Annotated in this window: 13 protein-coding genes; 3 read left to right on the top strand and 10 right to left on the bottom strand. The window is 74.3% G+C overall.

Translation table 11 applies throughout. The annotated features are described in order from the left end of the window. Positions 1 to 54: 54 nt before the first annotated feature. Complete coding sequence (locus ABUW04_RS10655; RefSeq protein WP_380564274.1) at positions 55 to 1,131, bottom strand: LacI family DNA-binding transcriptional regulator; 1,077 nt, start codon at positions 1,129 to 1,131, stop codon at positions 55 to 57. 177 nt (positions 1,132 to 1,308) lie between these two features. Then, entirely contained in the window at positions 1,309 to 2,556 is a 1,248-nt protein-coding gene (locus tag ABUW04_RS10660) for a carboxylate--amine ligase (protein WP_380564275.1), read from the bottom strand. A 166-nt stretch (positions 2,557 to 2,722) separates the two neighbouring features. On the opposite strand from ABUW04_RS10660, the gene ABUW04_RS10665 reads away from it, so the two are divergent. Genes ABUW04_RS10665 through ABUW04_RS10675 form a run of 3 tightly spaced genes read left to right on the top strand, consistent with a single transcriptional unit; the run spans position 2,723 to position 7,063 of the window. Beyond that, entirely contained in the window at positions 2,723 to 3,952 is a 1,230-nt protein-coding gene (locus ABUW04_RS10665; RefSeq protein WP_380564276.1) for an FAD-dependent oxidoreductase, read from the top strand. 16 nt (positions 3,953 to 3,968) lie between these two features. After that, entirely contained in the window at positions 3,969 to 5,726 is a 1,758-nt protein-coding gene (locus ABUW04_RS10670; RefSeq protein WP_380564277.1) for a glycosyltransferase, read from the top strand. An 11-nt stretch (positions 5,727 to 5,737) separates the two neighbouring features. Continuing rightward, the gene (locus ABUW04_RS10675; protein WP_380564278.1) at positions 5,738 to 7,063 is read left to right on the top strand and encodes a glycoside hydrolase family 16 protein; all 1,326 of its coding nucleotides are present in this window, start codon (positions 5,738 to 5,740) and stop codon (positions 7,061 to 7,063) included. A 34-nt stretch (positions 7,064 to 7,097) separates the two neighbouring features. Here the strand turns inward: ABUW04_RS10675 and ABUW04_RS10680 are convergent, their stop codons facing one another. The 8 genes from ABUW04_RS10680 to ABUW04_RS10715 form a co-directional block, all read right to left on the bottom strand. Beyond that, positions 7,098 to 7,922: a polysaccharide deacetylase family protein gene (locus ABUW04_RS10680; RefSeq protein ID WP_030261709.1), complete on the bottom strand. Its 825-nt coding sequence runs from the start codon at positions 7,920 to 7,922 to the stop codon at positions 7,098 to 7,100. Continuing rightward, positions 7,919 to 8,857 carry a glycosyltransferase family 2 protein gene (locus ABUW04_RS10685; RefSeq protein ID WP_030261710.1) on the bottom strand — a complete coding sequence of 313 codons (939 nt, stop codon included), beginning with the start codon at positions 8,855 to 8,857 and terminating at the stop codon, positions 7,919 to 7,921. Before ABUW04_RS10685 ends, ABUW04_RS10680 begins: the two co-directional genes overlap by 4 nt. After that, positions 8,857 to 10,233, bottom strand: coding sequence for a lipopolysaccharide biosynthesis protein (locus ABUW04_RS10690; RefSeq protein WP_380564279.1), 1,377 nt, complete (start codon positions 10,231 to 10,233; stop codon positions 8,857 to 8,859). Before ABUW04_RS10690 ends, ABUW04_RS10685 begins: the two co-directional genes overlap by 1 nt. Before the next feature lie 6 nt (positions 10,234 to 10,239). Continuing rightward, positions 10,240 to 11,637, bottom strand: coding sequence for a glycosyltransferase family 2 protein (locus tag ABUW04_RS10695; RefSeq protein WP_380564280.1), 1,398 nt, complete (start codon positions 11,635 to 11,637; stop codon positions 10,240 to 10,242). Beyond that, positions 11,634 to 12,494: a glycosyltransferase family 2 protein gene (locus ABUW04_RS10700; RefSeq protein WP_380564281.1), complete on the bottom strand. Its 861-nt coding sequence runs from the start codon at positions 12,492 to 12,494 to the stop codon at positions 11,634 to 11,636. The genes ABUW04_RS10695 and ABUW04_RS10700 overlap by 4 nt, the downstream gene beginning before the upstream one ends. Before the next feature lie 405 nt (positions 12,495 to 12,899). Next, the gene (locus ABUW04_RS10705) at positions 12,900 to 15,017 is read right to left on the bottom strand and encodes a putative bifunctional diguanylate cyclase/phosphodiesterase (RefSeq protein ID WP_380564282.1); all 2,118 of its coding nucleotides are present in this window, start codon (positions 15,015 to 15,017) and stop codon (positions 12,900 to 12,902) included. Then, positions 15,014 to 15,820, bottom strand: a complete 807-nt coding sequence (locus ABUW04_RS10710) for an SAM-dependent methyltransferase (RefSeq protein WP_380564283.1) — start codon at positions 15,818 to 15,820, stop codon at positions 15,014 to 15,016. Before ABUW04_RS10710 ends, ABUW04_RS10705 begins: the two co-directional genes overlap by 4 nt. Before the next feature lie 120 nt (positions 15,821 to 15,940). Beyond that, the gene (locus ABUW04_RS10715; RefSeq protein WP_380564284.1) at positions 15,941 to 16,405 is read right to left on the bottom strand and encodes a MarR family winged helix-turn-helix transcriptional regulator; all 465 of its coding nucleotides are present in this window, start codon (positions 16,403 to 16,405) and stop codon (positions 15,941 to 15,943) included. Positions 16,406 to 16,442 lie beyond the last annotated feature (37 nt).

Raw genomic sequence — 16,442 nt, forward strand, 5'->3', positions numbered from 1 at the left:
TGGTGTCGATCCGCAGGTCGGTCAGGACGATGTCCCCGCGCCCCGCGCCCGTCGTCACACCCCCACCTGGCGGGTCAACTCCTCGGCCTCGCGCACCGGGTCGGTGCGCGGGCCGGTCGAGCCGCGCACCACCAGTTCGGGTTCGTGCAGCAGTTCCTTGGGGGTGGGCGCGCCGCCCTGGATCTGGTTGACCAGCAGGGTGACGGCGGCCTTGGCCATGGCTTCGATGGGCTGGCGCAGGGTGGTCAGCGGCGGGTCGGTGTAGTTCATGAAGGCCGAGTCGTCGTAGCCCACCACGGACACGTCGCCGGGCACCGACAGCCGCTTCCGCCGCGCGGCCCGCACGGCGCCCAGCGCCAGGATGTCGCTGCCGCAGATCAGACCGGTCATCCCGGCCGCCAGCAGTTCGCCGGCCACGGCCTGGCCGCCTTCGAAGGAGAAGAGGGCGTGGCCGATGCGGTGGTCCTCGCGGCCGCCGGCACGGGCGCTCAGCGAGCGGAAGGCGGCGATCTTGCGTAGCGAGGGGGTGTGGTCCTCGGGGCCGACCAGCAGGCCGATCCGGCGGTGGCCGAGCGAGGTCAGATGGGCGAAGGCCTGTTCCACGGCGGAGGTGTCGTCGGTGGACACCTGGGGGAAGCCCAGCCGGGCGGGGGCCGGACCGTACGCGGGCTCGCGCTGCTGCACGCCGGAGTAGTCGACGGCGGCGTTGAGGAGGACCACCGGGACGCCGCGGCCCAGGAGTTGCCGGTACTCGTCGGCGCTGAGGCCGCCGCAGAAGACCACGCCGGAGACCTGCTGGTCCAGCAGCATGGTCACGTACTCGGCCTCGGTCAGCCCGCCGGCCGTCCTGGTGCAGAGCACCGGGGTGAAGCCGAGTTGGACCAGGGCGCCGCCGACGACCTCGGCCAGGGCCGGGAAGATCGGGTTCTGCAGTTCCGGCAGCACCAGTCCGACCAACCGGGCGCGGACGCCGCGCAGTTGGGTGGGGCGTTCGTAGCCGAGCACGTCCAGGGCGGTCAGCACGGACTGGCGGGTGGTGTCGGAAACGCCGGGCTTGCCGTTCAGGACACGGCTCACGGTCGCTTCGCTGACGCCGACCCTCTTGGCGACTTCCGCGAGTCTACGAGTCATGCAACGACTATGGCATGCACTCCCACCTATTTGCATAGGCCCATTGGTGCATTGCAAGAAGATATCCAGTCCATGCGCTGCGATGTCGACTATTTGCGCAAGCGGCTGAGCTCGGACTTCCGGACAGGGACATCGTGCCTGCCCCGAGGGGTCGTCGTCCAGCAGGCAGCGTCGGGTCTACCGGGAGCGCACCCGGCGCCAGGCGCGGCCGGTGAGCGGGCCGGCCCGGTGGGCCACGGTGCCGGCGAAGCGGACCGCCTCGGCCGCCGCCGGGGCCGGGTCGTCCCGGCACAGCCAGGCGCGCTCGGTGCCCCGGCGCGGCAGCAGCTCCCCGGGGAGGCTGCGCAACTGCCAGCCGCGGACCGCCGCGGACAGCAGGTCGAGCTGCCCGAGACCGAAGCTGCGGGGCGGCGCCTGCGCACCGCGCGGCAGCGGCCGGCCGGTCAGGTCCAGGTGCAGGGCGCGCACCACGTCCAGACCGTCCACCGTCTCCAGCAGCCGGAACTGGGCGCCGGTGCGCGGGTTGAAGTCGACCAGCTTGTACTGCCCGTCCCTGCGGTCCAGCCGCCAGTCCAGGTCGGCCACGCCGCGGTAGCCGATGCGGCGGCAGAACTCGGTGGCCAGCTCGGCCAGGAACGGGTTGTCCAGCGCGCGGGCCCGGGTGGTCACCCCGGCGTCCGGCGGCCAGGAGCGGATCTTGAACCCGGTGAGGACCAGCGGACGGCCGCCGTCGGCCGGGCAGTAGAGATGGGTGAACCAGTCCTCGGCCTGCTCCTTGGGGATGCACTCCTGGACCAGGACGGACGGCATGCGGCCCGGCGGGCAGGCGGCCAGCAGCTCGCGCTCGTCGCGCACCACCGTGGTGTGCCCGACCGCCGGGGTCCGCAGCCGGGTCCACGCCTCCAGGTTCTTCAGCACCAGCGGGTAGCCCCAGTCGCGGCCCGCCGCCACCAGCCCGTCGTGGTCGGCCGGGGCCCGCGAGCGCGGGGTCGGTGTGCCGTGCTCCAGGCAGAGCCGGTGCAGCCCGCCCTTGTCGGCCAGCCGCCGCGGCAGGCTGCCCGGGACCGGTGGCAGCAGGAACCACTCGGACAGCCGGTCGGCGTGCTCCGCCAGCAGCAGCGCGGCCTCGTCGTCGGTGGCCACCGGGACGCTGCGGCGGCCGATCGCCCGGCCGACCGCCAGCAGCAGGTCCACCAGCACGGCCGGCTGCTCCAGGCCGGTGGTGGGGGTGACGAACCGTCCGGCCGCGTAGCGGGACACCGCCGCCGGGGTGAACCGGTCCTCGACCATCGCGTGCACCGGCACCCCGGTCCGGCCCAGCGTCCGCAGCACGCCGACGCCGCCGGCGTGCTGCGGATAGCGGCCGATCTTGACCAGCAGCGCCGGGACCGTACGGTCCGGCTCGGAACCTTGCAGGGCGACCATGGCGACCTCGAAGCGGCCGGGCGGCGGAGTCCGGCCAGGTGCAGCCCATTGTCCGAGCCGGTACCGGCCGCCGCGAGCGGGGACGCCCGGCGGCGGGCCGCCCGCCGCGCGCCGTGGCCGCACCTGTTGTCCACTGGAAGATGATCCGCGCCGAGGAGGTCCGACGATGGCTGTGCCCCGCTCCACCGCCGCCGACACAGTGCCGGTCACGGTGATCGGCGCCGGACCCTACGGCCTGGCCGCCGCCGCGCATCTGCGCGCTCGCGGGCTGCGGTTGCGCGCCTTCGGCGAACCGATGGACAGCTGGCGGACGCGGATGCCGGCCGGGATGTTCCTCAAGTCCACCCCCTCCGCGTCGAGCATCGCCGACGCGGCCGGAGCCTGGAACCTGGACCGGTTCCGGGCCACCGAGGGCCGCCGCTCCGAGGGCGACCTGCACCCGGTGCCGCTGGACGAGTTCGTCCGCTACGGCCTCTGGTTCCAGCGGCAGATCCTGCCCGACCTGGACACCACGGCGGTGCGCGAGGTCGACACGGTGGACGGCGGCTTCCGGATCGAGCTGGCGTCGGGCGAGACCTTCGCCAGCCGCTCGGTGGTGCTGGCCACCGGACTCGGCCCGTTCCCCCGGATCCCGGGCCAGTTGGTGGAGCTGGCCCGGGCGGGCCTGGCCTCGCACCCGGCCGAGCACGCCGACCTGTCCGGCTTCGCCGGCAAGCGGGTGGCGGTGATCGGGGCGGGCCAGTCGGCGCTGGAAAGCGCGGCGCTGCTGCGCGAAGCGGGCGCCGAGCCCATCGTGGTGGCCAGGACCGACCGGCTGCTGTTCGGCGAACCCCCGGACGAGGACCGTCCGGAGCAGCGCCCGCTCCCGCTGCGCCTGGTCAAACCAGCCACCCCGCTGGGCCCCGGCTGGTCGCACCGCGCCTTCAGCGGCGCCCCCGGCGCCTATCGGTACCTGCCGTCGGGGGTGCGCGAGCACTTCCTGCGCACCGTGCTCGGCCCGTCCGGGGCCTGGTGGCTGCGGGACCGGGTGGAGGGCCGGGTGGAGGTGCTCACCGGCCACGGCGTGCGATCGGCCCAGGCCGCCGACGGCGGTGCCCGGCTCACGCTGGCGGACCGGCAGGGCGGCAGCAGGGTGCTCGAAGCCGACCACGTCCTGGCCGCCACCGGCTACCGGGTCGACGTGGACCAGATCGACCTGCTGGCCCCGGGCCTGCGTGCGCGGGTGCGCAGGGACGGCGGGGCGCCGAAGCTCTCCGCCGGGTTCGAGTCCTCGGTGCCCGGCCTGTACTTCACCGGCCTGGCCGCCGCCGCGACCTTTGGCCCGGTGCTGCGCTTCGTCTGCGGCACCGGCTTCGCCGGCCACCGGATCAGCGCCGCTGTGGTGGCCCGCGGATGACACCGAGGGGGGTCCGGTGACCGGCAGCACCGTCTGGGCCGCCCGGACGGTCCGGGCGGATCCGGAATCCCCGGCGGGCACCGTGCCTGCTCTGGCCGCGCGGGCGGCACTGCCGCTGGCACTGCTGCTCTGGCTGCTGTCGCTGCGCGGGGTGGACCTCGCCGCGATGGGGGACCTGGGGCTGATCCAGGTGCTGCCGGTGCTGTTCTGGGTGGCCGTCGCGGTGCTCACCCTGGGCTTCGCGCTCGCCGTGCGCGACCGGCGGGTCGGCAACGGCTGGCTGGTCGGCTATCTGCTCGGACTGATCGCGGTCATCCACGCCACCCCGGCCCTGCTCTACCCCGAACTGCGCTACGCCTGGGCCTGGAAGCACCTGTCGGTGATCGACGCCATGCTGCGCAACGGCGGTTCGGTGCCGCACGCGGCCGCGCTGGACATCTACAACCAGTGGCCGGGCTTCTTCCAGCTGAACGCGCTGGTGCTGCGGGCCACCGGGCTGCACTCGGCGCTCGGCTACGCGGCCTGGACCCCGCCGGTGGTCAACGCCCTGGTGCTGGCCCCGCTGCTGCTGCTCTACCGGTCGGTCAGCCGGGACCGCAGGCTGGTCTGGGGCGGCGCCTGGATCTTCTACGCCTGCTCCTGGGTGGGGCAGGACTACTTCTCGCCGCAGGCGTTCGGATTCCTGCTCTACGTGGTGGTGCTGGCCACGGTGTTCCGGCAGCTGTCAGCAGTCCCGCGGCGGGGCTGGGCACCGTCGCGGCTGATCCTGGTGCTGGTGCTGCAGGCGGCGATCGTCTCCTCGCACCAGCTCACCCCGCTGATGCTGGTCACCGCGCTGGCCGCGCTCTCGCTGCCGCGCGCCAACCGGCGGATCACCGTGCCGCCGCTGCTCGGCGCGCTCGGCCTGATGCTGCTCTGGGACCTGACGGTGGCCCGCCCCTACATCTCCGCCAATCTGCACAGCTTCGGCAGGGCGCTGCTCACCCCGGACGGCAACGCGGTCGCCGGGATCGCCGGACTCGGGGCCGCCGCACCGGGCCAGGTGCTGGTGGACTGGGTGGACCGCGGGCTGTCCGCGACCGTGGTGCTGCTCGCCCTGCTCTGCTTCGTGCGGCGCCCCTGGGTGCGCCGCACCGGCATCCCGCTGATCGCGCTGTCGCCGCTGCCGCTGCTCGCCGCGAACAGCTACGGCGGGGAGATGATCTTCCGGGTCTACCTGTTCGCGCTGCCGGGCACCGCGTTCCTGATCGGCGCCCTGGTGCTGCAGCCCGGACCGCGGGCCCGGCTGCGCGAGGCCGGCGCGTTCCTGGTCACGCTGGCACTGCTGGCCGGCCTGTTCTTCGGCTACTACGGCAAGGAGCTGATGAACCACTTCACCCCCGCCGAGGTCGCCGCCTCCCGGTACGTCACCGCCACGGCGCCGCCGGGCTCCGCGGTGGTGGCCCTGACCGGCAACGTCCCCGGTTTCTACGACCACTACGACCAGCATGTGCTGATCCAGCTGAGCCAGGAGGACACCGAGGTCACCTCGCTGCTGCTGCGCGACCCGCTGGCCGGCCTGCGGCTGGCGGTGGGCGGCGCGGACCGGGTGGAGCCCGGCTACCTGGTGCTGACCCGGGGTCAGGCGGCCGAGTGCTACCTCACCGGGGTGCTGCCCGCGGACACCATGAACCGGCTGCAGACCGCCGTCGACCGGGCCCCGGGCTTCAGCGTGGTCTACCGCAACGCGGACGCGGTGGTCTACCGGTTCGTGCCGGTGGGGGCCGAGCGATGAACGGGCGGCCGATGCGGCGGATTCCCGGCGGACCTGTGGCCGTCGAGGTGCTGCTGGCCGGCTCCGGGTGGATCGCGCTGGCCTCGACGCTGCTGCCGGCGGCGAATCCGCTGCGGGTGCTGCTGGTCACGGCGTTCCTGGTGGTCTGTCCCGGTGCGGCGGCGGTGCGGTGGGCGGCCCCCGCCCCCGACTCCCGGCGCCGTGCCTCCACCGTGCTGGAGACCGGCTGCCTGGCCGTGGCGGTCAGCCTGGCGATCGCGGCGCTGGTCGCCGAGGCGTTCTTCCTCGGGCATGCCTTCACCGCGACGCGGGTGGTGGCGACGCTGGCGGGGCTCACCACACTGCTGGTGCTGGCCCGGTACCTGGGCCCGCGACTGCGCCGCCGGGCCCGGGCCGATCCGGATCCGCCCGGATCCGGACGCCCGGCGGACGCCGGGCCCCCGCTGCGGGTCGCCCGTGGGCTGCTGGCGGCAGCCGTGCTGGCGGCGACCGGCGCCGGCTGCGCCGACCGCCAGTCCGCCCCCTCGCTCTCACCGCTGCCCCCGACCGGCGCCACGTCCAGCGCCGCGCCCTCGTCCGGCCCCTCGACCGCAGGCACCGTCCCCGGGCCGAGCCCGGCCGCGCCCGGCCCGTGGCACGCGGTCTTCCAGGACGACTTCACCGGCTCCGCCCTGGACACGTCCCGCTGGACCACCTGCTACGACTGGAACGTGGCCGGCTGCACCAACGCCGGGAACCACGAGAGCGAGTGGTACCTGCCCAGCCAGGTCACCGTGGACCAGGGCTTGCTGAGCCTCACCGCCCAGCGCCAGGCCACCACCGGCTCGGACGGCCTGCACTACCCGTGGCGCTCGGGGATGGTCTCCACCGGACGCGACTCCTGGGACGCGACCCCCCGGCACACCTTCACCTACGGCTACTTCGCCGCCAGGCTCCGGATCCCCGCCGGCGCCGGGTTCTTCCCGGCGTTCTGGCTGATGCCGGCCTCCCGCACCACCCCGCCCGAGCTCGACGTGGTCGAGTTCATCGGCACCACCCTCAGCGCCACCATGACCGTGCACTGGACCGGCCCCGGCGGCGACGACCTGCACGAGGGCAGGCGCTTCACCGGTCCGTCCGACTTCTCCGCCGGCTACCACGTCTTCGCGCTGGACTGGGAGAAGACCTCGCTGACCTGGTACATCGACGGCGTCGCCCGGCTCACGCTGAAGGAGCACGTCCCGGACGTGCCGATGGAGGTGCTGCTCACCCTCGCCGTCGGCTACCCGCACCCGCCCGCCGCCGGGCAGGAATCGGCGGTGCTGCGGGCCGACTGGATCCGGGTCTGGCAGCACTGAGCCGCGACCCCGACCGCAGCCGCCGGCGCGCGGGTCAGTCGGTCGGCGGGCCGCCGACCGGGCGGCCGATCCCGGCCCGGACCCGGCGGTAGGCCCGCCAGCCCCTGGTCCGCAGCCGCTCGGGGTACGGCGCCACCGGGGCGCCGCTGCCCTCGGTCCAAGCCCGGAACTGCTCCGCCGGGGTGTCGGCGCGGACCATCAGCCGGGAGATCCGCAGCGCCTGGTCCGCGGGTGAGCTGAAGGCGTAGCCGACCGAGGCGGCCGAGGACCACCCGGCCCGCTGCACCTTGCGGCGCACCGACGGGCTGGAGTAGCCGTGCGGGTAGGCGAAGGCCTCCACCGGGTGCGACAGCAGTTCCTCCAGCTCCTGCTTGCAGCCCCCCACCTCGTCGCAGAGCTGCCGTCCCGGCAGCGTGTCCAGCTGCGGATGGGTGCGGGTGTGGCCGCCGATCTCGATGCCGCAGGCGTCCAGGGTGGTGATCTGACGCCAGTTCAGCATCGGTGCCGGCGGCAGCAGGCTGCCGCGGGCCGCGCCGCCCGGCGCGTGCACCGCGCCGGTGGTGACGTAGAGGGTGGCCGGCAGCTCACGGTCGGTCAGCAGCGGGGTGACGGTCCAGTAGAAGTCGGCGAAGCCGTCGTCGAAGGTGAGCACCGCCGAGCGCGGCGGCAGGGTCGGCCCGCCGCGGATCGCGGCCACCAGGCGGCGCAGCGGCACCACGGTGAGCCCGGCCTCGGCGATGCGGTCCAGCTGCTCGGCGAAGGTGCGCGGGCTGACCGTGAACGGCGCGATCCACGACGGCGGGTCCTCCGACACCGAGTGGTAGAGGAAGACCGGGACGGCGTACCCGGGTCCGGTCATGTCGCACCTCCGCCGATCCGGCCCGCGGCGTAGCCGAGCAGGGTGGCACCGGCCCCGGTGACCACGGCCGCTGCGGCGGTCGCCGGGGTGCCCGAGCCGGGCCGCAGCCCGCGGGCCAGCGCCCGGGGGAGCGTCGAGCGCAGGTAGGCCCGCTCGCTGGCCAGCCCGGGTCCGGACCCGGCGTGCCGGGCCACCGCGGCCTTGGACAGCCCCTCGGCGTAGCAGCGCGAGCGGAAGTAGGCCCAATCGGTGCGGGCCGGCGGGACGTGGTGGCGGACCACCGCGGCAGGTTCGTACAGCAGCACGCCCTGCGGGTCGCGGGCCGCCATCCGCAGGCACAGCTCGGTCTCCTCGCAGCCGAGCGGGCGGGTGCCGACCCGGCCGAGGTCGGTTCGGAAGCCGCCGGCGGCGAGCACCGCCGCGCGCCGGAAGGACATGTTGGCGCCGATGAAGTTGCGTACCGGCGCCCGCCGTTCGGTCATGCCGCGGTAGCTGCAGCCGACCACCCAGTCGAACTCCGGCGGGAACCAGGCCGGGCGGCCGGTCTCCCACCAGGGCAGCACCAGGCCGCCGACGCCGAGCACCCGCGGGTCGCGGTAGCCGTCCAGCAGGCGCCCGCTCCACTCGGGTTCGGCGACGGCGTCGTCGTCCAGGAAGGCGACCACCTCGCCGCGGGCGGCGGCCACCCCGGTGTTGCGGGCGCCGGAGAGCCCCTGCTGCTCCTGGTTGCTGACGATCCGTACGCCGTCCAGGGCGCCCCGGGCGCGGTCGGCCAGCTCCGGGCAGTGGTCCACCACCAGCAGCAGTTCGTCGACCGGGGTGCGCTGGGCCCGTACCGAGCGGACCGAGGCGGACAGGTCGTCCCAGCGCTCCAGGGTGTAGGCGCAGACCAGCACCGTGACCGAGGGTCCCGCGGGCGTTCCGGTGGGATCCATCACGGCCTCCTTTCCTGTTGCCGCGGCTCCTGCTCCCGCGGCTCCTGCTCCCGGGGCAGCCAGCGCGGCAGCGTCGCCAGCAGCGGCAGGCCCAGCGCGCATTCGGCAGCCAGCCAGGCGACACCGACGCCGGTCACGCCGAAGCGCGGGATCAGCAGCACGCTGAGGCCCAGGACCAGCACGCACAGCAGTGCCTGCAGCAGCACCACCCAGCCGAGCCGGCGGCGCGCCCTGGCCACGTCGATCGCCACGCTCAGCACCAGGTTGGGCAGCGCGGACAGGGCCAGCAGCCGCAGCAGGGCGGTCCCGTGCCGGGCGTACTGGGGGCCGAACAGGCCCAGCAGCCAGGGCGCGGCCAGCACCATCACCGTCGCGGCGGCGGCGATCAGCACCGCGTTGTGGCGCAGCACCCGTCGGGCGTGCTCGACCAGCCGCTCCGGGGCCCGCGCCGCCTCCACCAGCAGTGAGCTGCCCATGTTGTAGGCCACCAGGAAGAGCGTGTAGGCGATCACCCAGGCCAGCGAGAGGTAGGCACTGCCCTCCGGACCGAGCCGGTTCAGCACCAGCAGTGGCACCACGTTGTAGGCGGCCAGCCGGAACTGCGCGCCGACGTAGTCGGCGGCCGCGTAGCCGACCAGCCGCTGCGGCGCGGGGGCGTCCAACTGGGCCCGCCGGTGGGCCGGGACGGCGCTGCGGAACAGGAAGACATTGGTCACCACCAGCGCGGTGAGCAGCGCCGCGACCCAGGAGGCGAGGATCCCGGCGTCCAGCGCCAGCGTGCCGCAGAGCGCCAGCAGCGCCGCCTTCACCGCGGCGAACAGCGCGTTCTCGCCGAGCACCCATCCGGGCCTGCGCAGCCCGGTGAGGGCACCGTCCTGGAGCACGAAGATCGAGTATCCGGCGGCCCCCAGCGTGAAGCAGACCGCGACCAGCGGTCGGCGCAGGTAGTCCAGGCCCGGCGCGAGTTGGGGCACCAGCAGCAGGAAGGCCACCGCGACCACCGTGCTGAACACTCCGGCGGCCAGGTAGCAGCGCAGCGCCAGCCGTCCGGCGTGCGCCCCGGCGGCCGGGACGAAACGCACCAGCACGTCGGCCAGGTTGAGCTGGCCGATCCCGGACAGCAGCATCACCGCCGACAGCGCGGCGTAGCTGCGGCCCACGGTCGCGGTGTCGTACCAGGTGGTGGCGAGCACCCAGAAACCCGCGCCCAGGGCTGCGGCCAGCAGCGAACTCAGGGTCAGCACATGGCCGTTGCGCAGCAGCGGCTCGCCGTCCAGGGCCGTCCGCAGCCGGGCCGGCAGCAGTGCCGGGCGCCGGGCCGGCCGGGGCAGCGCGGCCGGGACCGGCGTGCCGGGGGTCTCCACGCGGGTGGTCATGGCAGGTCAGCCTCCGGCCCCGAGCCGTCGGGCGCTGCGCGAGGCGCGCAGGTAGCCCAGCGGCCCGTACAGCAGGCCCTGCACCTCCAGCAGCGAGAGCCGGCGGGACCAGCCGTCGTGCTGCGCGGTGGCGTCCCGGCGGCGGGTGGCGGCGTAGTGCACGCCGCGCGGCAGCCGGCGGGCCAGCGCCGGCAGCATGGCCGGCTCGTGGGCGACCGCGGCGGCCAGGAAGGCCCCGAAGCCGGCGCCGTAGCCGAACGCCTGCGCGGGCAGCGCGTCCGGGTCCTGGCTCGGGCGGTGCCAGACCACGGCGTCGGGCTGGTAGGCGAGGGTGGCCCCGGCGACCAGGGCGCGGAAGAAGCCGAGCAGGTCGTCGCCGCCGCGGGCGGCGGTGCCGGTGCCGGTGGCCGGGTCGAAGCCGCCCATGGTGTGCAGCAGCCCGGTCCTGAAGGCCATGTTGGCCCCGGAGCCGAACCGGCCCGCGGTGAACGGGAACAGCGGGTCGCCGGGCGGGTCGGCCAGCGACCAGGTGCGCATGGTGAAGCCCTTGTCGTAGCCGCCGTGCCGCTGCAGGTCGGCCTGCGCCCTGGTCTCCAGCTCGGCGGGCAGGATCAGCCCGGTGACGCAGCCGATCCGGTCCGAGGCGGCGAAGGTCTCGGCGATCGCGGCGGGCCAGTCCGGGTCGACCAGGGTGTCGTCGTCGGTGAAGGCGGTGATGGCGCCGGTGACCTCGGTCAGGGCCCGGTTGTGCGCCCGGGCCAGCCCGGCGACCGGCTCGCGCAGGTAGCGGATCCGTCCGCGGTAGCGGCCCTGGACCATGGCCCGGGCCTCGTCATCCTGCGGCGCGTTGTCCACCACCAGGACCTCCAGCCGCGGGTAGCCGGTGCGCAGCAGCGAGTCCAGGCACTGCCGCAGCGCGCGGACCCGGTTGTGGGTGGCGACCACCACGCTGATCGCGGGCGGGTCGCGCAGCACCAGGCTGCGGGAGAGCCGGCACGGGTGCGCCGCGGCCGCGTCCCCGCCGGGCAGCCGGCTGTGGACCGGTCGGCCGACGGCGGGTTCACGGGCGGCCAGCGCCCGGGCGTCGGCGGCGCGGTGCGCGGCGACGGCGCCGGACAGTTCCCGGCAGACGGCGCGGGCCAGCGCCCGGCGGGCGTAGCCGGGGTCGCCGGGCGGGCTGGTGACAGTGAGCACGCCCAGCGGGTGGCCGTGCAGCCGGGCCAGCACCAGCACCCGTCCGCGCGGATCGACCGGCCCGGCGCTCGCGGGGGAGTGCAGCCCGTCCGGGTCGTCCAGGTCGAGGTCGAGCACGCGGACCGGGGTGTAGGGGCAGTCCTGGGTGTCCGGTCCTGGCGGGACCGCGACGGTGCTGCGCTGCCGGCCGCCGGCCTGCCGGCCGTTCATCGCTGCGCCGCCGTGAGCGGGGCCGCCGGCCGGGCGCCGGGGCGCTCGGCGATCAGGGTGCGCAGCACCCGGCGGCCGTCCGAGACCGCGTGCAGGTGCGAACGCCCGTTGCGGCGCGGGAGTTCGAGGCTGGGGACCTCGGCGATGCGCAGGCCCGAGCGCAGTGCGTGGGCGATCATCTCGGCCTCGATCTCGAAGCCGGTGGACCGCAGGTCCAGCTCGTCCAGGAAGCTGCGCCGGAAGGCGCAGTAGCCGTAGCAGAGGTCGGTCAGCACGGTGTCGTAGAGCCGGTTGACGACCGCCAGCAGGGCCCGGTTGCCGAGCGAGCGGATGGCGGTGAGGTCCAGCGAGCCGCCGCCGGCGACGTACCGGGAGCCCTTGACGAAGTCGTAGCCGTTGTCCAGGAAGTGCAGGTAGTGCGGGATCTCGCCGGGCGACATGCTGCCGTCGGCGTCCAGCATCACCACGTACTCGCCGGTCGCGGCCGCGAAGCCGGTGCGCAGCGCGTTGCCCTTGCCGGAGCCGCGCTGCGGGACGCTGCGCACGTTCGGCAGGCAGTGCGCCGCCATCCGCAGGGTCGCGTCGCGGGAGTCCCCGTCGACCAGGATGACCTCGTCCACGCAGGACGGGATCTGTTCGAAGACCCAGGGGATGTTGCGGGCCTCGTTGCGGGCCGGCACCACCAGACTGACGGTGTGTCGGGGCGCGGGCGGGTCGTCCTGGCGCCTCAGCGGGTGCGGTGCGGGTGGGCGGTCGGCGACGCGGTCGGTGCTGCGGCGCCCCGCCCCGCGGTCACCGGCGCGCCGGTCGCTGTGGACGCCGACCCGGCGTTCGATTCTGGGCAGGGTGGTACTCATGGCGGACGACCTCTCCGTACGCAGGGCGCGAGGAGAGTTCGGACGGGCGGCCGGGTGCGGCCGCAGGAGCGGACTCGGCGGCCGTTGCGCCGGTGACGGGAATCGGGGACCGTGTCGGCGTTGACCGCTTCCTCGCGAGGAAGGTGCTCCAGCTCTCGACTGAAGCGGTCGACTGGGGCAGCGGGCCCGGAACGGGCGGTCTGCCACGGACGTCACGGGGACGCCGCTCGGCCTCGGACGCCGAAGCGCCAACTGAGACTGGCAAATGTGCTGTCCGCGGACGGCGGTGCCGGTGTGGCGGCCGGTCGATCGCGGTGCCAGGGGTTCATTCTCGGCGCGGAACCCCGTCGGAGTCAAGCGATATCGGCCAAAATCTTCTGATACATGCTGATTTGGGCGTTACTGCTACCGGGTCAGTCCGCTTTCCGCGATCCGGCGGGAGATCTCGCCCGGCCGGACCGGCCTGCCGTAGTGCCACCCCTGCGCCCAGTCGCAGCCCATCGCCCGCAGCCGCTGCGCATGGGCCTCGGTCTCGACCTCCTCGGCGGTGACGGTCAGCCCCAGCGTGTGCGCCAGCGAGACCACGCCGCCGACGATCCGCCAGCCCAGCGCCTCGTCCCGGTCCGGGTCGTTCAGGTCGCTGATGAAGGAGCCGGCGATCTTCAGCCCGGAGACCGGCAGGTCCCGCAGGTAGGACAGGTTGGACCAGCCGGTGCCGAAGTCGTCGATGGCCAGCGAGACGCCCATGCCGACCAGGTCGTGCAGGGTCTTCAGCGACTCGTCGTCGCGCCCGACCACGGCGCTCTCGGTGATCTCCAGCTGCAGCCGGCGCGGGTCCAGACCGGTGCTGCTCAGGATCCGGGCGACGTCGGTCACCAGGCCCGGGTTGCGGGTCTGCCGTCCGGCCACGTTGACGTTGACCTGCGGCGCGGCGGCGCCGAACCGGCGCACCCAGGAGGCGGCCTGGCCGCAGGCCTGCTCCAGCACCCAGCGGCCCAGCGGCATGATCACGCCGGTCTCCTCCGCCGTGGCCACGAACTCGTCCGGGCCCAGCACCCCGAACTGCGGGTGCCGCCAGCGCAGCAGGGCCTCGACCGCGACCAGCGAGCCGTCCGGCAGCGCGCACAGCGGCTGGTAGTCGACGAAGAACTCGCCCCGGTCCATGGCGGTCGGCATCCGGACCGAGACGGCGTAGCGGCTGACCGAGAGGGCGTTGCGGCCCGGGTCGAACACGGTCCAGCGGCCGCGGCCCTCCTCCTTGGCCCGGTACAGCGTCAGATCCGCCGCCCGCACGGCGGCCATCGGGGTGGTGGTGGCGACGGTCCGCTCCAGCACCCCGACGCTGGCCCCCACCGACAGCTGGTTGTCGCCGACCGCCATCGGCCGGCTGAGCGCGTCCAGCACCGTCTTGGCGACCGACACCGCCTGCTGCTCGCCGCGGCAGTTCTCCAGCAGCACCACGAACTCGTCGCCGCCCAGCCTGGCCAGCAGGTGGCCGGTGGGGGCGAGCGCCCCGGCCAGCCGCCCGGCCACCGCGGTCAGCAGCTGGTCCCCGGCCTCGTGGCCGAGGCTGTCGTTGATCACCTTGAAGCCGTCGAGGTCGATGTAGCACAGGCCGAGCCTGGCGCCCGGGGCCGGATCCTCGAACAGCGCCTCCAGCCGCTCGAAGAACGCCGCGCGGTTGGGCAGACCGGTCAGCCCGTCGTGGGTGGCCTGGTAGCGCAGCCGCTCCTGCAGCCGGTAGCGGTCGGTGATGTCCTCCAGCATCGCCACCTGGTACTGCGGCTTGCCGTCCTCGTCGCGGATCAGCGAGACCGTCAGGTTGGTCCAGACGACCTCGCCGTCCTGCCGGTAGTAGGGCTTGTCGACCTGGAACCGGTTGCGTTCGCCGCTGATCAGCTCCGCGTAGGCCTCCCACACGCCCGGGGTGTCCTCCGGGTGCACCAGGTCGTCGACCCGGCGCCCCTCCAGGTCCTCGGTGCGCGCGCCGAACAGCTCCACCAGGGACGGGTTGACCTCCAGGATCCGGCCCTCGATGTCGCCGATCCCGATGCCGATGGCGGCGCTCTCGAACAGCGCCCGGAACCGGGCCTCCGAGGCGTGCAGCGCGCGTTCCGCGTCCTGCCGGGCGGAGTCGGCGGCCAGCCGGATGCTCTCCTGCTCGTGCAGGGTCTGCTCGCGCAGCGTCACCGCCCAGCCGACCGCGAACGCCCCGGCCAGCTCGGGACCGCGGCCCTCGGCCAGCGGCGGCTCCTGCACCAGCTCCACCACCCTGGCCAGCATCCCCGGGTCGGTGTAGTGGGCGTGCACCAGCAGCGCGCCGACCTCCTCGGCCAGCACGGGGTCGAACGGGTCCTCGTTCCTGGCCCGGTGCAGCAGCGCGGTGGTCCTGGCCACCAGCCGGCGCTTGGTGCCCGGGGTGAGCGTGCCGCCGTGGTCGCCGTCGCGGCCGTGCAGCAGCGCGGCCCACGCCTCGGCGAAACGGTCGGTGGCGCTGGGAGCCTGCTGCGGTGCGGCGTTCACGATCGGCGTCCCACGCCCACCATGCCGACCATCCGCTCCGGATGGGCCTCCACCGCGCCCGGGTTCTCCGGGTGCCACTCGGAGAAGTAGACGACGCCCGGCTCGACCAGCTCGAAGCCGTTGAACAGGGCGGTGATCCGCTCGCGGCTGCGCATGGTCAGCGGGGTGGGCGTGCGGGCGTAGAGGTCCTGGTGCGGGCCGGCCTGGTCGGGACGGCCCTCCAGGCCGGCGTGCGAGAGCGCCAGCATGCTGCCGGGCGGCACCGCACTGTGCAGTCTGCGGACGATCCCTTCCGGGTCCTCCTCGTCGGTGATGAAGTGCAGCACCGCGACCAGCAGCACCGCGACCGGCTCGCCGGGCGCCAGCAGGTCGGCGACGGCGGGTTCGGCGAGCAGGCCCTCGACGTCGCGCATGTCGGCCTCGACGACCTCGCTGAGCGGGTCGTCCTTGAGCAGCAGGCGGCTGTGCGCCACCGCAACCGGGTCGCGGTCCACGTACACCACCCGGGCGTCGGGGGTCACCTCGCGGGCGATCTCGTGCACCGCGCCGAAGGTCGGGATCCCGGAGCCGATGTCCAGGAAGCGGGAGACGCCCTGCTCGGCCATGTACTGCACCGCGCGGCGCAGGAAGGCGCGGTTGGCCCTCATGATGTCGGGCAGTTCCGGCCACAGCTCGATCGCCTTGCGGGCCATCGCCCGGTCAACGGCGAAGTTGTGCGAGCCGCCGAGGTAGTAGTCGTACACCCGGGCAGCGTTCGGCTTGTCCAGGTCCGTGCCTGCGGGGACCCACTTCGGTCGCGACATGTGCTGGACCTCTCCGGCCTGGGCGGGTGGACGTGGACAGTAAAAGCCTCCTACTAGCCCATACGTGGTGCAACCCGCAGAATTCCTCGCCCTTGTCGGCGACGCGGTGAGGTCGGAGGGTTACCCGGCGTTCGAGGGGGCGGGTCGGTCGGGGGCGGCCAGGAGCGTCTGCAGGGTGAGGACCAGTCGGTCCGCGTCCCGGGCGGCGAGTGGGGCGAGGAACTGACGTTCCATCTCCTCGCGTGCGCGCTCGGCTCCGCGCAGGCAGTCCTGGCCAGCCGGGGTCAGCTGGACGGTGTTCTTCCGGCGGTCCTGCTCGCTGCGGCGGCGCTCGACGAGCCCCTTGCGCTCCAGGGCGTCGACGAGCGCCACCATCGTGGTGCGGTCGACGCCGAGCCGGCCCGCCGCCTCCAGCTGGGACAGCGGGTTCTGCGCCGTGAGCACCACCAGGACCGCGAGCTCGCGGCCGTCGATGCCGAACGGCGCCAGTGCCCGTGCGGACTGCTCCGCCAGCCGCAGCTGCACGTGCTTGAGCAGATAGCCGAGTCGGGAGGCGAGGGCCTCGGAGGTTGCGTCGCCCGTCATGGCTGCAGCGTATCCGAGACCTGATGGTCAGTAGTGC

The organism is Streptacidiphilus jeojiensis (genome assembly GCF_042510965.1).
GTDB lineage: Bacteria > Actinomycetota > Actinomycetes > Streptomycetales > Streptomycetaceae > Streptacidiphilus > Streptacidiphilus jeojiensis.

Excerpts from the sequence above, each read along its gene's own strand:
- ABUW04_RS10665 (WP_380564276.1), top strand. The coding sequence starts at position 2,723 with ATGGCTGTGCCCCGCTCCACCGCCGCCGACACAGTGCCGGTCACGGTG.
- ABUW04_RS10680 (WP_030261709.1), bottom strand. The coding sequence starts at position 7,922 with ATGACCGGACCCGGGTACGCCGTCCCGGTCTTCCTCTACCACTCGGTG.
- ABUW04_RS10695 (WP_380564280.1), bottom strand. The coding sequence starts at position 11,637 with ATGAACGGCCGGCAGGCCGGCGGCCGGCAGCGCAGCACCGTCGCGGTC.
- ABUW04_RS10675 (WP_380564278.1), top strand. The coding sequence starts at position 5,738 with ATGCGGCGGATTCCCGGCGGACCTGTGGCCGTCGAGGTGCTGCTGGCC.
- ABUW04_RS10660 (WP_380564275.1), bottom strand. The coding sequence starts at position 2,556 with ATGGTCGCCCTGCAAGGTTCCGAGCCGGACCGTACGGTCCCGGCGCTG.
- ABUW04_RS10685 (WP_030261710.1), bottom strand. The coding sequence starts at position 8,857 with ATGGATCCCACCGGAACGCCCGCGGGACCCTCGGTCACGGTGCTGGTC.
- ABUW04_RS10690 (WP_380564279.1), bottom strand. The coding sequence starts at position 10,233 with ATGACCACCCGCGTGGAGACCCCCGGCACGCCGGTCCCGGCCGCGCTG.
- ABUW04_RS10715 (WP_380564284.1), bottom strand. The coding sequence starts at position 16,405 with ATGACGGGCGACGCAACCTCCGAGGCCCTCGCCTCCCGACTCGGCTAT.
- ABUW04_RS10700 (WP_380564281.1), bottom strand. The coding sequence starts at position 12,494 with ATGAGTACCACCCTGCCCAGAATCGAACGCCGGGTCGGCGTCCACAGC.
- ABUW04_RS10655 (WP_380564274.1), bottom strand. The coding sequence starts at position 1,131 with ATGACTCGTAGACTCGCGGAAGTCGCCAAGAGGGTCGGCGTCAGCGAA.
- ABUW04_RS10710 (WP_380564283.1), bottom strand. The coding sequence starts at position 15,820 with ATGTCGCGACCGAAGTGGGTCCCCGCAGGCACGGACCTGGACAAGCCG.